Origin of the sequence: Shewanella sp. 10N.286.51.B7 (assembly GCF_002873615.1) — a bacterium.
Classification (GTDB): Bacteria; Pseudomonadota; Gammaproteobacteria; order Enterobacterales; family Shewanellaceae; genus Shewanella; species Shewanella electrodiphila.
Genome location: NZ_MCUF01000023.1, coordinates 84,896 through 99,306, shown reverse-complemented (window position 1 = coordinate 99,306; position 14,411 = coordinate 84,896). Strand labels below are relative to the sequence as shown.

11 protein-coding genes, 4 tRNA genes and 1 pseudogene are annotated in these 14,411 nt (G+C 40.7%); 12 read left to right on the top strand and 4 right to left on the bottom strand.

Annotated features, from left to right (window positions below; translation table 11 throughout):
- Nucleotide 1: 1 nt before the first annotated feature.
- From BCU84_RS05685 to BCU84_RS05650, 8 genes are all read left to right on the top strand, one after another.
- Nucleotides 2–1,021: a two-component system response regulator gene (locus tag BCU84_RS05685; protein ID WP_102527123.1), complete on the top strand. Its 1,020-nt coding sequence runs from the start codon at nucleotides 2–4 to the stop codon at nucleotides 1,019–1,021.
- A 238-nt stretch (nucleotides 1,022–1,259) separates the two neighbouring features.
- A complete protein-coding gene (locus BCU84_RS05680) occupies nucleotides 1,260–1,853 on the top strand; it encodes a hypothetical protein (RefSeq protein ID WP_102527122.1) in 594 nt (197 codons plus the stop codon).
- A gap of 500 nt (nucleotides 1,854–2,353) precedes the next feature.
- Complete coding sequence (gene uvrY, locus BCU84_RS05675; protein ID WP_102527121.1) at nucleotides 2,354–2,998, top strand: UvrY/SirA/GacA family response regulator transcription factor; 645 nt, start codon at nucleotides 2,354–2,356, stop codon at nucleotides 2,996–2,998.
- A gap of 49 nt (nucleotides 2,999–3,047) precedes the next feature.
- Nucleotides 3,048–4,880 carry an excinuclease ABC subunit UvrC gene (gene uvrC / locus BCU84_RS05670; RefSeq protein WP_102527120.1) on the top strand — a complete coding sequence of 611 codons (1,833 nt, stop codon included), beginning with the start codon at nucleotides 3,048–3,050 and terminating at the stop codon, nucleotides 4,878–4,880.
- A gap of 45 nt (nucleotides 4,881–4,925) precedes the next feature.
- Nucleotides 4,926–5,474 (top strand): CDP-diacylglycerol--glycerol-3-phosphate 3-phosphatidyltransferase, encoded by a 549-nt coding sequence (pgsA, locus tag BCU84_RS05665; RefSeq protein WP_102527119.1) that lies wholly within the window; start codon nucleotides 4,926–4,928, stop codon nucleotides 5,472–5,474.
- 319 nt (nucleotides 5,475–5,793) lie between these two features.
- Nucleotides 5,794–5,869 (top strand) — tRNA-Gly (locus BCU84_RS05660).
- 14 nt (nucleotides 5,870–5,883) lie between these two features.
- Nucleotides 5,884–5,957: transfer RNA gene (locus BCU84_RS05655), tRNA-Cys, on the top strand.
- Nucleotides 5,958–6,012: 55 nt separating this feature from the next.
- A tRNA-Leu gene (locus BCU84_RS05650) sits at nucleotides 6,013–6,098 on the top strand.
- A 205-nt stretch (nucleotides 6,099–6,303) separates the two neighbouring features.
- Here the strand turns inward: BCU84_RS05650 and BCU84_RS05645 are convergent.
- A complete protein-coding gene (locus BCU84_RS05645; RefSeq protein ID WP_102527118.1) occupies nucleotides 6,304–7,179 on the bottom strand; it encodes a polysaccharide lyase family 7 protein in 876 nt (291 codons plus the stop codon).
- 199 nt (nucleotides 7,180–7,378) lie between these two features.
- Here BCU84_RS05645 and BCU84_RS05640 point away from each other — a divergent pair.
- A pseudogene (locus tag BCU84_RS05640) lies at nucleotides 7,379–7,763 on the top strand (zinc-binding dehydrogenase); the annotation flags it as partial.
- Nucleotides 7,764–7,872: 109 nt separating this feature from the next.
- Here BCU84_RS05640 and BCU84_RS05635 read toward each other — a convergent pair.
- Together BCU84_RS05635 and yqfB are read right to left on the bottom strand one after the other, a co-directional pair.
- Nucleotides 7,873–8,769 (bottom strand): SGNH/GDSL hydrolase family protein, encoded by an 897-nt coding sequence (locus BCU84_RS05635; protein ID WP_241906366.1) that lies wholly within the window; start codon nucleotides 8,767–8,769, stop codon nucleotides 7,873–7,875.
- 98 nt (nucleotides 8,770–8,867) lie between these two features.
- The gene (gene yqfB, locus BCU84_RS05630) at nucleotides 8,868–9,185 is read right to left on the bottom strand and encodes a N(4)-acetylcytidine aminohydrolase (protein ID WP_102527116.1); all 318 of its coding nucleotides are present in this window, start codon (nucleotides 9,183–9,185) and stop codon (nucleotides 8,868–8,870) included.
- Between the two features lie 195 nt (nucleotides 9,186–9,380).
- Between yqfB and BCU84_RS05625 the strand changes: the two genes are divergently transcribed.
- From BCU84_RS05625 to BCU84_RS05615, 3 genes are all read left to right on the top strand, one after another.
- Nucleotides 9,381–10,751, top strand: coding sequence for a leucine-rich repeat-containing protein kinase family protein (locus tag BCU84_RS05625; RefSeq protein WP_102527115.1), 1,371 nt, complete (start codon nucleotides 9,381–9,383; stop codon nucleotides 10,749–10,751).
- A gap of 141 nt (nucleotides 10,752–10,892) precedes the next feature.
- Entirely contained in the window at nucleotides 10,893–11,480 is a 588-nt protein-coding gene (locus BCU84_RS05620) for a uracil-DNA glycosylase family protein (protein WP_102527114.1), read from the top strand.
- A 204-nt stretch (nucleotides 11,481–11,684) separates the two neighbouring features.
- A tRNA-Leu gene (locus tag BCU84_RS05615) sits at nucleotides 11,685–11,770 on the top strand.
- A gap of 603 nt (nucleotides 11,771–12,373) precedes the next feature.
- Here the strand turns inward: BCU84_RS05615 and BCU84_RS05610 are convergent.
- Nucleotides 12,374–14,308 carry a B12-binding domain-containing radical SAM protein gene (locus BCU84_RS05610; protein ID WP_102527113.1) on the bottom strand — a complete coding sequence of 645 codons (1,935 nt, stop codon included), beginning with the start codon at nucleotides 14,306–14,308 and terminating at the stop codon, nucleotides 12,374–12,376.
- Nucleotides 14,309–14,411 lie beyond the last annotated feature (103 nt).

The following is a 14,411-nucleotide window of genomic DNA, read 5'->3' as shown; positions in this document are numbered from 1 at the left end:
GATGGAAAAGCAGACTATTTTAGTCGTGGATGATACTCCTGAGAACATTGATGTTTTAGCTGGTGTTTTAAAGTCTGAATATCATATTAAGATTGCTAAAAATGGTGAGCTTGCGTTAAAAATTGCCCGTAGTATCAAGCTGGATTTAATCTTATTAGATATTATGATGCCAGGTATCGATGGTTTTGAAGTGTGTAGACAGTTAAAACTAGACGAAAGAACTCGTCATATCCCAGTCATATTTGTGACGGCTAAAATCTCTGCTGCTGATGAGTTAAAAGGCTTAGAGTTAGGCGCTGCTGATTATATTACTAAACCATTCAATCCACCCATTGTGCAACGACGTGTTCATACCCAACTCGCTTTAACCGATCAAAACCGATTACTTGCCATTAAAGTACAGCAAAAAACTGCAGAAATTGCCCAAAACCAATTGAATGTTATTCGTCGCTTGGGGCGTGCAGCTGAATATAAAGATAATGAAACAGGGATGCATGTTATCCGCATGAGTTATTACACTCATGTTTTAGCGCTTGCTGCTGGGATTAATGAAGCAGATGCCGAAGTATTGATGAATGCAGCGCCCATGCATGATGTGGGTAAAATTGGTATCTCAGACGCCATTTTAAAGAAACCAGGCAAGCTTGAATTTGAAGAGTTTGAAGAGATGAAGAAGCATTGTGAAATTGGTGCTGAAATCCTTGGTGATAAAGATTCGGAGTTAATGACCGTCGCTAAAGAAGTGGCACTTACGCACCATGAGAAATGGGATGGCAGTGGTTACCCTAATGGCTTAAGTGGTGAAAGTATTCCGTTATACGGCAGGATTGTTGCCATTGCTGATGTATTTGACGCACTTACCAGTGAACGCCCCTATAAAAAAGCCTGGACAGTTGAAGACGCTCTTGCACTAATCGAGCGTGAAGCAGGCAGTTATTTTGATCCTAAATTAGTGCCGTTATTTATTGATAAATTAGATGAAATTTTACAAATAAAGGCTAAATTTAAAGACAGTAATTAAGCATAGTTGCTTGTGGCGTAAAATGGTAACTAATGTGGTGGTGTTCAATTATAATAGCCCTATATCGAGTTGAGCGCATAACCTATAGAGCGTATTCAGAAGCGGTTAAGTGACACAGTGGCCCACTAGGTGGCTTATTTCTGAAAGCATTACCCACTCATATTGATGAGTGAATGATATATCTGTGTAACTTGCCAATAAAGGCCAATTTATATCCACTTTGACAGAGGAAACTTACATGTCTAAGACTTTAATCAGTAAAAAATTACTTTTAGCAGCAGTGATGGTGCCAGCTTTACTAACAGGCTGTGCGACAGGTGATAACCCAGAGTCTAAAAAAGCCAATGCACGTAAAGAAACTCAATCAGCGTTGCAAGAAATTTATGCTGAACATAGTGGGGCTAAAACTGCTGTGGCGCAATCAGTAGGCTATGTTGTTTGTACTGGCAGTAACAGCTACTTATTTGCTTTATCTACTGGCGGCGGAGTGTGTGTACTGACTGCAAATGGACGAAACTCATATTATCGCTTCGCTACAGGTGGAGTCGGTGCTGGTATCGGATGGAAACAAATGGCTTTTGTTCAAGCCTTTATGGATAACGATGCCATGACACGATTTAAAGAGTCTGGCTATGAAGGCCAAGCACAAGCTGAAGCCAGTGCTAAATATGAAGATAGCGGTGACCAGGCTTCTGCTAATCAGTCTGTAGATGTCAGTGGCGTAAAAACCTATCAAGTTAACCTAATGGGAGCTGCAGCTCAGGCAACTGTTCAAGGTTATAAATATTGGGAAACAGATTTTTCTGATGACTTCGTAGAAAACGACGAATAATAGAACGGTGTTTTCAATCGTTTTTAGGCTATAAGGTTTTAAGCTATGAGATTGATAGCTTAAAATCAGATGAGATAGTAAACCGCAATTGATTATTCGATTGCGGTTTTTTATTTTTATGATGGACTAATTTCACTCCTTAATGGAGGGCAAGTTGCTAATTTTTAATCAATTAAGTTTTTTTATTAGTTATTCAGATGGTATGTGTAATCTGAAACTGACATTTCTATATTTGAGTTTTGAGCGTGTATTTTAGTGGATTATGCTGATTTCGTGATAAAAAATAGTTTGATTCGTATCACGCCATATAAAGTTAGAAGATTGTTTTTTAATCATAATTAAATTTGTTGGGCACTTTTATCAAAAGAAACCATTAACTAAGTCATTCCTACAAGCTTAAACGCTTATTTCTCTTTCAGTCAGTCGCGCAATAAGCTAAATTACTCATGTAAGCATAAGAATAAAGTTCAGGATGAATGTGTTTTTAAGGTGGATAGAAGTTGATTTCAGTATATTTAGTTGATGACCATGAATTAGTACGAACCGGCATTCGTCGTTTGTTAGAAGACGAGCGGGGTATTAAGGTGGTTGGCGAAGCGCCCGACGGCGAAACAGCTGTACAATGGTCACGACAAAGCGAAGCCGATGTCATTCTCATGGACATGAATATGCCAGGTATGGGTGGATTAGAAGCCACGCGTAAAATACTTCGCTATCAGCCAGAAGCTAAAATCATTGTGCTTACAGTACAAACAGAAGACCCTTTTCCTACAAAAGTAATGCAAGCAGGAGCGTCAGGTTATTTAACCAAAGGTTCGACCTCGCCAGAAGTATTACGTGCTATTCAGCAAGTATCACGTGGACAGCGTTATTTATCCCCTGAAATTGCCCAGCAAATGGCGTTGAGCCAATTTAGTCATTCTGATGAAAATCCATTTAGCAGCTTATCTGAGCGAGAACTGCAAATCATGCTAATGATCACCAATGGTGAGAAGGTGAATGATATTTCAGAAAAGCTAAACTTAAGTCCAAAAACAGTGAACAGTTATCGCTATCGTTTATTTGCCAAATTAGATATTGGTGGCGATGTTGAGTTGACCCGTCTCGCTATTCGCTACAAAATGCTCGATGCCAGTTCTTTTTAGACATTAGGTGTTCATACAAAGGTATTGACGCCTACTTTTAGGATAGTTGATGCCTGCTTGCTTTAATTCAAAATTGTTTTTAAAAACCGTCTCATCTTCGCCAGGTGTTTATCGTATGTACGATGAAAAAGGCGAGGTCATTTATGTCGGTAAAGCTAAAGATCTTAAAAAACGCCTGTCATCTTATTTTCGGGCGAACCTGCCTAATGTAAAAACACAAGCGCTTGTTGCCCGTATTGCCAATATTGATGTCACCCTGACTCACAGCGAGACCGATGCGCTTTTGCTTGAAAATGATTACATCAAGCAATACATGCCGAAATACAATGTATTGCTTCGTGATGATAAATCTTATCCCTATATATTACTTAGCGGTCACAAGCATCCGCGTTTAGCTTACCATCGCGGCCCTAAGCGAGAGAAAGGTCATTATTTTGGACCTTACCCAAATGGTGGGGCGGTGCGTGAAAGCTTAAACTTGATGCAAAAGCTATTTCCTATTCGCCAGTGTGATGACTTGTATTATAAGTCTCGCTCTCGTCCGTGTTTGCAATATCAGTTAGAACGTTGCAGTGCTCCCTGTGTTGGGCGGATTTCTGATGACGATTATACCGAGCAAGTTAAATTAGCTAGCTTGTTTTTAAAAGGCAAAGATAAGCAAGTGATCACTGAGTTAGTGGCTAAAATGGACACTGCAGCTAATGAGATGGAATATGAGTCAGCTGCGCAATTTCGTGACCAAATTACCGCATTAAGACGAGTGGCGGAGCAGCAAGAGGTATCGAACCACAAAGGCGATATGGATGTCATAGGTGTGCATTACGCCTCTGGTATCGTCTGTTTTCACTTATTGTTTATCCGAGATGGTAAAATATTTGGTAGCCGTAGCTATTACCCTACAGTGCCGCCACAAACTGAACTTGAAGAAGTGTTAGTCTCGTTCATTGGCCAATTCTATTTAAATGCCGACATTCAAAGAACGATCCCGAAAGAAGTGCTGATCAGCGAATCTTTTAGCGAACAGAAAGTACTTGAAAATACAATTTCACAGGCGTTAGATCGTAAATTTGAAATTAAGACTCAAGTGCGAGGCGAGCGGGCTAACTTCTTGCGCTTAGCACTGACTAATGCAACAAATGCAGTCAATACCCGTTTATCTCATAAAAACACCGTTGAGCAACGTTTTCAGCTATTAGAAGAAGCCTTAGAGTTAGGGCATCCAATTACACGTATGGAATGTTTTGATATCAGTCATACCATGGGCGAAAGTACCGTGGCTTCTTGTGTGGTATTCAACCGAGAAGGCCCACACAAAGCTGACTACCGACGTTATAACATCAATGGCATTACCGGCGGTGATGATTATGCGGCAATGGAGCAGGCATTAAAGCGTCGATTCGATAAAATCGATAATAATGGCAAAGTGCCTGATATCGTCTTTATTGATGGCGGTATTGGTCAACTACGTATTTCGCAAAAAATTGTTGATGAAAAGTGCGTTCATTTAGACAAGCCGCCTCTACTAATTGGCGTAACAAAAGGTGAAGGCCGCAAAGCCGGCTTAGAAACCTTTGTATTTGGTGGCAATGAACAAACCTTTGAACTTGCCAGTGACTCTCCTGCATTCCATTTAATTTTACACATACGTGATGAGTCACATCGATTTGCGATTACAGGACATAGGAATAAGCGACAGAAGACACGTAACACCTCGACATTAGAATCAATTGCTGGTGTTGGCCCTAAACGTCGCAAACTATTGTTACAACATCTCGGTGGAATACAGGAAGTAAAGGGGGCGAGTGTAGCAGAATTAACAAAAGTGCCCGGAATTAGCCTAGAAATGGCACAAACAATCCATGATGCATTGCGAGGGGGATAAAATTAAGGCAAGATTGGCGCTGTTTCTGACTATTTGGTTTCTTTCATGCCTTTTAATTTACCTATAGCGCTAACATTATTCCGGTTGTTGCTTTTGCCGGTTTTTGTCGTGGTTTTTTATCTTCCTTATTCTTGGGCGCCTTTTGCGTCGGCATTAATATTCTGGCTTGCGGCTGTGACAGACGCATTAGATGGATATGCAGCAAGAAAACTCAAACAGTCCACGCGTTTTGGCGCATTTTTAGACCCCGTTGCTGACAAGATTATGGTGACTACGGCTTTGGTGTTGTTGGTTCAGCAAAATGATAATATTTACCTGACTCTAGCTGCATTGTTTATGATTGGTCGTGAAATCGTCATTTCTGCGCTACGTGAATGGATGGCTGAAATAGGTAAACGTGGGGTTGTCGCCGTATCATGGATTGGCAAATATAAAACCGCAGCACAAATGGTGGCGATAGTAGGTTTGATTTGGCAACCGAATGAATTTTTGACCAATGTGTCTTATGGTCTATTCTATATTGCTGCAGTGCTGACTTTCTGGTCAATGATGAGTTATATTTCAGCAGCTTGGAAAGACTTAACTGCCGAGTAGTGCAATAAAAGTTCAATGAGTTTATTTAGTGCGCATTCAGTCATTTTTATTGAAAACAGCAATTGACACCGACACTGAAATCGGTAGAATGCACCCCCGTAGACAGTGATGCTTCAGCGTATAACCGAAAGGTTGCAACTTGATGACATCGAGGCCTAATCTGCGAAGATAGGCAAATGATTGCAAGATTAGCTTAGTTGGCTTTGTATCAGACGATACATTGTTAATTAAATTAGTTAAGCATAAAAGATGTGACATTAGCTCAGTTGGCCTTGTATCAGACGATACCTTGTTAAGTGAATTAATTAAGCATAAAGATGCGACATTAGCTCAGTTGGTAGAGCGATACCTTGCCAAGGTATAGGTCATCGGTTCGAACCCGATATGTCGCTCCAATCATTATCTATACGGCGCGATGGCAGAATGGCTATGCTGCGGATTGCAAATCCGTCGACCTCGGTTCGACTCCGGGTCGCGCCTCCACAATTTTTGTTTAATTGTTTAGTGCTTTAAACTAGACGGTTAAAACAACACTTATGCCCGAGTGGTGGAATCGGTAGACACAAGGGATTTAAAATCCCTCGCTTAATAGGCGTGCCAGTTCAAGTCTGGCCTCGGGTACCATATTCTTGTTACAAGAAACTTACATACGTAAGTATGGTGCATAAAAGCCTCAACGAAAGTTGGGGCTTTTTTGTGTCCAAAATTTGAGTAATTGAAGAAAGATAAAATCCCTCGTCGTTTTAAAAACGGGCGTTGATGGTTTAATCCATCAACGCCCGTTAATTAAGTTCTAGTTTTGATAAAAGTCTAGATAGAAACCTGTAAGTTATTTAGTCTCAATTTTATAATCTAATTGATAGAAATGAGCCTCACTCTTACCATTCTCAAATTGGTTATAAACGCCCGCTTTGAAGTAATTAAGCATTTCTTTCCAGTAAGTGATGTCATGTGTGACTTGATTTTCACCGTCTCTGTTAATCACTAATTTTGAATCACCGACAATAATATCGAACTTGGTTGGGGCGTTAGGATCGTAAGCGCCTAAATCAAAGCGAACGTAAGCATTTTTACAGGCTGAAGATTCACGGTTACCGCTATCTTTACTGCAGTTTACATTATTGTTTTTAATGATGGCCCAATAATGATCTTTAACACCTTTGCGATCAGCTTCATATACTAAACGTAATAGTGGGTGAGGGATGTACCCAACGCCGTGCTTACCGTCATCAAATGTGCCTTTATTGTGTACTTGTAAAAAGGTCATAGCATCATTTTTAGATGGGCTGTCTTTTACAGAATCACGTGGGTTAATTGGCATCAATTCAGCTGAAAGATGATAGAAAGTGTTTGGACTATCAGATTTGAAGTTTTCAATAACGCGAAGTTCATTACGTAATTTATAACCTTCCATGTTCATCACGAGTGCACTAGAACCTTTATCAACATAGAAGTGTTCGTTAACGATACCGCTAAAATTACTGTCTCTAGCAAGTTCATACTTGCTGCCAGGTTTTGAGTTAGGCGTTGAAATTTGCAATTTTGATGCTGACAGAATGTTTGAGAATTGTGCGTAATCTGCTGGTGGGGTTCGTTCGCCTGTAGCGTCAGGATATGGATTAATCGATGGTTCAGTGGTCGATGCACATGCCGTCAAAAAGCCTGACACAAGGATCGTTAAAGGAATTACTGATAATTTTTTCATGGTAACTACATTCCTACTTCTTATTATCTGTGAGAGTTTTAGTAAATGGTGTCGGCATTTCACTTATGAGCACCTGTGCACTTATATGAATAATACCTGTGATTATCGTTATTGCTTATGGACAATATAACGCTAAATATTACATTTGACGTATAATAATACAAATGAAGTTTGACTCAAATCACAACTTATTTACCCATCCAACAAAGTATTGCCAATAGATGCGAACTTAGTTGGAACCTTTGGGGGAAATAGCGTTAATGTGGTGATTTATTTAGTTGCTGGTAAGCAATGGCCGCTGTTAATTGATGTGTTAAAAGCCTGGTGGCCGCTACGCTGTTTCAGGTGCCATTGGCGGCGCACTAGTTGAACTTGATGTAAGAACCCTTTATTTAAAGGATTTGAGCTTCTTTGGATGCACGGTTTTAGAGCCTGAAGTATTTTCGAACTTAGTGGCAACGATTGAGTCTGGAAAAATAAAACCAATTGTGGCTGACACATTTTCCTTAGCTGACATTGCCACTGCCCAGCAAGTGTTTCAGGAAAAGCATCATGTAGGCAAGATTGTACTCACTGTTGTTTAGAATAACTCTTGTTTAGAATAACAGTCGCCTAGAATAACTCTTGTTTAGAATAACAGTCGCCTAGAATAACTCTTGTATAGAGTAATTGGTTAGATAAAAACAGGCCGCTTTATCGGTCGCTAGTTTTATTCTGAACGGTATTCGCTGAGGTCTGATTAGCTATAGCTTGTGTATTCAACTGAATTAACCTGGCAGCCATTTTCCCCCAGTGTTGATAAATTTCTGCACTGGGGTGAAATCCATCTTCAGCCATGGTTGCGTTAGACAATGATTCCCGCATATCTAATTGCTCACATGGGAGTGAGCTATGGTCAATCCACTGGGTTAAAGCATGATTAAACTCATTGGCTCTACTACCAAGAAACCACCTAAAAGGCTGAGGTAAAGCGGGGAAGGCTGACATAGGTGGAACACTGGTGATAATAATTTGGCTGCAGCCTAATGATATATAAAGCAGCTCACATAATTGCTGCTGTTGGCTAATCCAAGTTTTGGCTGAAATCGGGCTTAAAACGTCGTTCACACCTAAAGAAATAATCACAGTATCGGCGCTAATTTGATGAGCTTGACTTAATATGTGGTTGAGCTTGTTTAAGCAATTCTTAGTGCTGTATCCGCTTTTAGCAATTAATCGCCATTTGAGTTTGTGATAGCTAGCTTGCGTTGCAGGCTCTGTTTGTAGACTAGTCATTGTGGTTTGTTGACTCGTTAACGCGGTAAGGGATTGAACCGTTTGGCCTGTTAGGGCTTGTTGCTGAGTTTCAACCCCAACCCCGGCGGCCGCAGAATCACCAATAACCAATATCGATAATGTATTGGGCTCTGAACTGGAAACGACTTCAGTATCTATGCTTAATTGTGAATCATCAGCATTATTTAGCCGGACAATACCTTCACGTAACCCTTTAGGTTCAGGCAGTTTTAGTGTGGTTTTTTTTACCCAAATAGCCTGGAGTAAGTAAATTGGCCATAAAAAAATTAAGCTTAAATAATGCAATGTCGGCAATCCTTTCCGTTAAATTACTTTTCTTTTAATTACTGATAGTTATATCCTAATTGAACCGTAGTTTCATCAGCAAATAAAAACGAAACTCAATGTTAAGATCAGTTTAGCAACTGGAACTTGATTTCAAATAACTCTTCGACGCCTGGGTAAACTTCTTGAATCAATGATTTCAGAAACTCCAATGACATGTTTTCTTGTTCAGCATGGTCTTCAGTTAAGTGATGAAACGCGACTTTAGTGACTGATAAGACCTTGATATTGCAGAACCAACGCTCATCTTCAAAGGTTGAAACTGACAAGGTTTCACCCACTTTGAAATGAGACTCTGATTCATCTCGTAAAGTAATTGTTTTAGCGCCAGATAAAATATCGTCTTCAAAGCGGCTGAAAAAGCTTATAGGGGTTAATTCACTCATTGATGGCCTTTGGTGTTCGTTTGATCTTCATAATAATATTTTGCGCTAAGATTGGCTTAAATGACAGTATGACGTTGATTTTGTTTACGCCGACAGGTCAGTTTTTGGTTTGCGTTAATATGTTGTCTTAACTTGTGCTTGGCGATGACTTATCATGTGCGAAATTTACATCAAATAACTATTCAGGAAGGTCATTTGCACACACTGGCACAGCTAACATCAGGCGAATTAAACGATACACAACTCAAAAGAATACAAATAGCTGAACAATTAACCGAGTTTCCTTTAGAAGTGTTGGCTTTTGCAGATACCCTTGAAGTGCTCGACCTTTCTAACAACCGCTTAAGTTGTTTACCAGATGAGTTTGCACAATTGTCTGAATTGAAGATTTTATTTCTTTCGTTTAACTGTTTTACTGAAGTGCCTGCAATCATTGCCCAGTGCCCAAAACTTGAGATGATTGGCTTTAAAGCTAACCAGATCAATACAGTTGCCGAAAACTGTTTGCCGATTGATACACGTTGGCTAATTTTAACTGATAATAAGATTTCTCAGTTACCTAGCTCAATTGGTGATTTACATCGCTTAAAGAAATGTGCCTTAGCTGGGAATAAAATTAACGCTTTACCTGCCACAATGGCTAATTGTAAAGAGCTAGAATTATTACGAATTTCAGCCAATAATTTAAGCGTAATTCCTGATTGGCTGTTATCGCTACCTAATTTAGCGTGGCTAGCTTTTAGTGGCAACCCAGTTACCGATAGTCATGTGTCTCATGATACGTTCCCATATGCCCAAATGACTGAACTGCAACTAGGTGAACAGCTTGGGCAAGGGGCGTCAGGTGTTATCTATCAAGCTAATTGGCAACAAACGACACAACAGCAGGTTATAGAAAACAAAAAGAGTATTGATAAAGAGTATTCAAGCGTCGCAGTTAAAATGTTCAGAGGGGATGTGACGTCAGATGGCTACCCAAAAGACGAGTTACATTGCTGTTTGAGTGCGGGGCATCACCCGAATTTGATTAAAGTACTAGCGCAAATCTCAGAGCCAGATCATTTGGGTCTCGTCATGGAGCTTATACCGGCATATTTCTATAATCTAGGCTTACCGCCTTCGTTAGTGACTTGTACTAGAGATACTTTTTCAGATGGTATGGACATATCGCTCGAACACATTGTAAAAGTGATGCGGAGCATGGCTGCAGCATTGTCTCATTTACATCAAAATAAAGTCAGTCATGGGGATATATATGCCCATAACACTATGATTGATATAGAAGGAAATATGCTATTTGGTGACTTTGGCGCAGCAACTGACTTGTCGTTGCTCAGTTCTAGGCAAGCAAATATGATGCAAAGTATTGAAGTCAGAGCCTTTGGTAATATGCTAGATGACTTGTTAGGCCAACAAATTGAGCTTGGTAAATCATCGGCGTCAGATTGCTTTAAAGCACTCTCTGTATTGTCTCAGCAATGCTTGGAACACAACAGCGCATTAAGACCAAGATTTGACCTAATATATCAGCAGTTAAAGGCACTAGAAGAGAGTCTGAGTCAGTAAGCTTAAGCATAGTACTTAGCAAATAGTTCTCTGTAAAAATACTGTCTGAAAGTACTGCGCACATAGAACCCTGTAAAGAAGCAATGTGTAAATAGCACTGAGCTAATAGCACTGAGCAATTTACTGGGACAAGGAGAGCGAATGAGCCAAGCGGAATTGAACGTCTTAATTGCAAAGGTTAAACAATGCCAGTTATGCCAGTCTTCGCTTAACCATGGTGTTAATCCTGTTGTACAGTTGCACGCTAATGCTAAGTTGCTGATAGCTGGTCAAGCTCCTGGTCTTGCGGTCCATCAGTCAGGTGTGCCATTTGATGACGCCAGTGGTGAGCGCCTAAGACAGTGGCTTGGGATAGATAAAACGGTTTTTTACAATCCTGAGCAAGTGGCCATTCTTCCCATGGGTTTTTGCTACCCTGGAAAAGGTAAAAGTGGAGATTTGCCGCCATTAAAAATTTGTGCCGCAACTTGGCGTGAACGCCTGCTTGCCGAACTTAAGCAAGTACAGCTTACGATAGTGATTGGAAAGTATGCGCAAGACTATCATTTAGGCACAGCTACACAATCATTAACGCAAACCGTTAGAAACTGGGCTGATTATCCTCGGTCATTGATACCATTACCGCATCCGAGTCCGAGAAATAATATTTGGTTAGCAAAAAATCCATGGTTTTCGGAGCAATTACTGCCTGAGCTTAAATGCCGAGTTAACGACGCCTTAAAGGATTAGTTATAAAGACTTGGCGTTAAATGGTGTTTTAATGCCGTGTTTTCGTGCTATTTGATTGTAAAATGGGCATTCAAACAATAAGTTTCATTTTTTTATTGATCCTATCTGAAAAATCAGTAAAGTATGCACCACATCAGCGGCGGCAACCGATTGCTTCGTTGAATATCAAATTTTGTAACGCGTTACGACGAGTTACCAGAGTTTGCCCGAGTGGTGGAATCGGTAGACACAAGGGATTTAAAATCCCTCGCTTAATAGGCGTGCCAGTTCAAGTCTGGCCTCGGGTACCATCATAAAACAGCCTCGACATTAGTCGGGGCTTTTTTATATCTGAAATTTGAGTAATTGAAGAAAGAAAAAATCCCTCGTCGTTTTAAAATCGGGCGTGCCAGTTCAAGTCTGGCCTCGGGTACCATTATAAAACAGCCTCGACATTAGTCGGGGCTTTTTTATATCTGAAATTTGAGTAATTGAAGAAAGAAAAAATCCCTCGTCGTTTTAAAATAGGGCGTGCCAGTTCAAGTCTGGCCTCGGGTAGCATTATTCTTTTATAAGAAACTTACATACGACTTTTATTATTAAAGAGTATGGTGCGAAAAAGCCTCAACACTCTTGATGTTAACAGAGCTATTTGTGTCCAAAATTTGAGTAACTGAAGAAAGATAAAACCCCTCGTCGTTTTAAAATCAGGCGTGGCAGTTCAATTCTGGTCTCGGGTACTATCATGCTTTTATTAAGAGAGTAATAAGCCTCAACATTAGTCGGGGCTTTTTATGTTTGGAATTTGAGAATCTTAAGAATAAAATTACAAGTAGATTTTTAGGTATAGAAATTAACTAGGAAGATTGCAGCACTTTGCGTGCTGCAGCTGTCAATGATGGCTTAAAAAGTGGCTACTCTTCATTACTGGCAATGAAATTATTGATAGCAGTTAGTATTAGGTCTTTATTCATTTGTGTCGGTTTAACTGGCTGATCAAACCAAAAGCTCATCGGCTGTTCAAAACCAATGCCGTGCATATAGTTATAAATGGCTTTGCGAAGGCCTTCACCAAGCATTGGGTGGTCGGTACCCGTTGGATCGGTAAAGTCGACATCGTTTTCAGCGAAAAGAATGTCAGGACGTTCAGCAAGAGTAATACCGAACTGTTCAGGGTTCATGCCTATAGGACTATGTACTGTGGCAACAAAGCGATGCCAGTAAGCTGATTGGAAACAGCCTTGAGCCATCATCTGGCGTACCATTTCAAGGGAATCAATGGTTTCTTGCTCGGTTTGCGTTGGAAAACCATACATCAAGTAAGCATGTACCAAAATACCTGCATCACTAAAGGCTTTAGTCACATGAGCCACACGCTCAACGCTCACGCCTTTTTTCATCAGTTTTAATAAGCGATCGGATGCAACCTCAAGGCCACCGCTGACAGCGATACAACCAGAGTCTGCAAGTAATTGACAGCGCGCTTGGCTGAAGGTTCTTTCAAAACGAATATTACCCCACCAACTAATCACTACATTACGTTCAATTAATCGCTTAGCCAATGAGAACAACACTTTTGGTGGCAGGGCTTCATCAACAAAGTGAAAACCAGTTTCCCCCGTTTCTTCGATGAGTTGCTCAATTCTGTCAACGAGAACGTCAGCGCCTGCGGCGTCGTAACGGTCGATATAATCTAAGCTGACATCGCAGAAGCTGCATTTTCGCCAGTAACAACCGTGAGCGATAGTGAGTTTATTCCAACGGCCATCACTCCAAATGCGATGCATAGGGTTAAGCATTTCACACAAAGATAAGTACTCGCCTAATGGCAAACCATCGTATATTGGCGCGCCAACATCAGTTTGCGGTATATCGTGCAGCTCTTTGTTTTCATTAAAGTGAACGTAGGGAGTACCATTTTCATCTTCAGCAAGGAAATAAGTACGCACTAAGTCGTCAATCTCTCGTTCCCCTTGGAAGTATTCCAATAAGGTGATTAACGGTCGCTCGCCATCATCAAGACAGATAAAGTCGATGAATTCAAATACTCGAGGATCTTTTAGCGCGCGAAGTTCTGTGTTGATAAAGCCGCCGCCAATGACGATAGGAATACTTGGGTTAATACTTTTACAGGTTTGCGCAATACGTAATGCGCCGAGCATATTGCCGGGGAAAGGCACTGTCAGCGCGACAACGCTAGGCTGAGTTTCTTCTAAGTACTGCTCGACTAATTGTTCTAATATATCTGAGCTGAAGCTCGATTCACCCATCAAAGTATCGTAGAGGTTATCGAAACTTGGGTTAGCTGCGGCTAATTGCTCACCATAACGGCTGACTTCAAAATAAGGATCTACCCCTTGAGTAATGACGTTTGATAAGTCATTGATAAATAGCGTGGCTAAATACTTTGCTTTATCTTGTACCCCTAGGTTACCAAAAGCGGCTTGTAATACATCACCAGACACGGCTTCCATCTGTGCAATCGTATCAAAAGCTGGTCCTTCAGGTAAAAATCGACGTGAATTAATCCGCATAGCAAGGCTTGGATCTTTACCCTGTAAAAAGCGAATCGCAGGTTCAACAGCTAAGTGGTAGCGGTCAAATTCAGCGAGGAAATTAAAAATAACTTCAGGCAGTTCATCGTCTTCAAAGTGCTGGTAGTTTTCTTCTACATGCTGGCGGATGATATCAAGGGCTGGAGCTGTCATCATCTCTAAAAAAAGTTCAATCGCAGGATCTCTCTGCACCGCCTCATAGCCACGTGAACGTAAAAAACCAGTTAAATACGCGGTTGCCGGGTAGGGCGTATTTAGCTGAGTCATCGGTGGAGTCATTAGAAGAACGGTCATATCCTGCCTTTAATTTAGTCAAACTTTCATGCTTTGAGGGGCGTTTAGCGTAGTCACTCAAAGTGTAGCAACAATGCGGTTGCCAAAATAATGGGGGATTCTA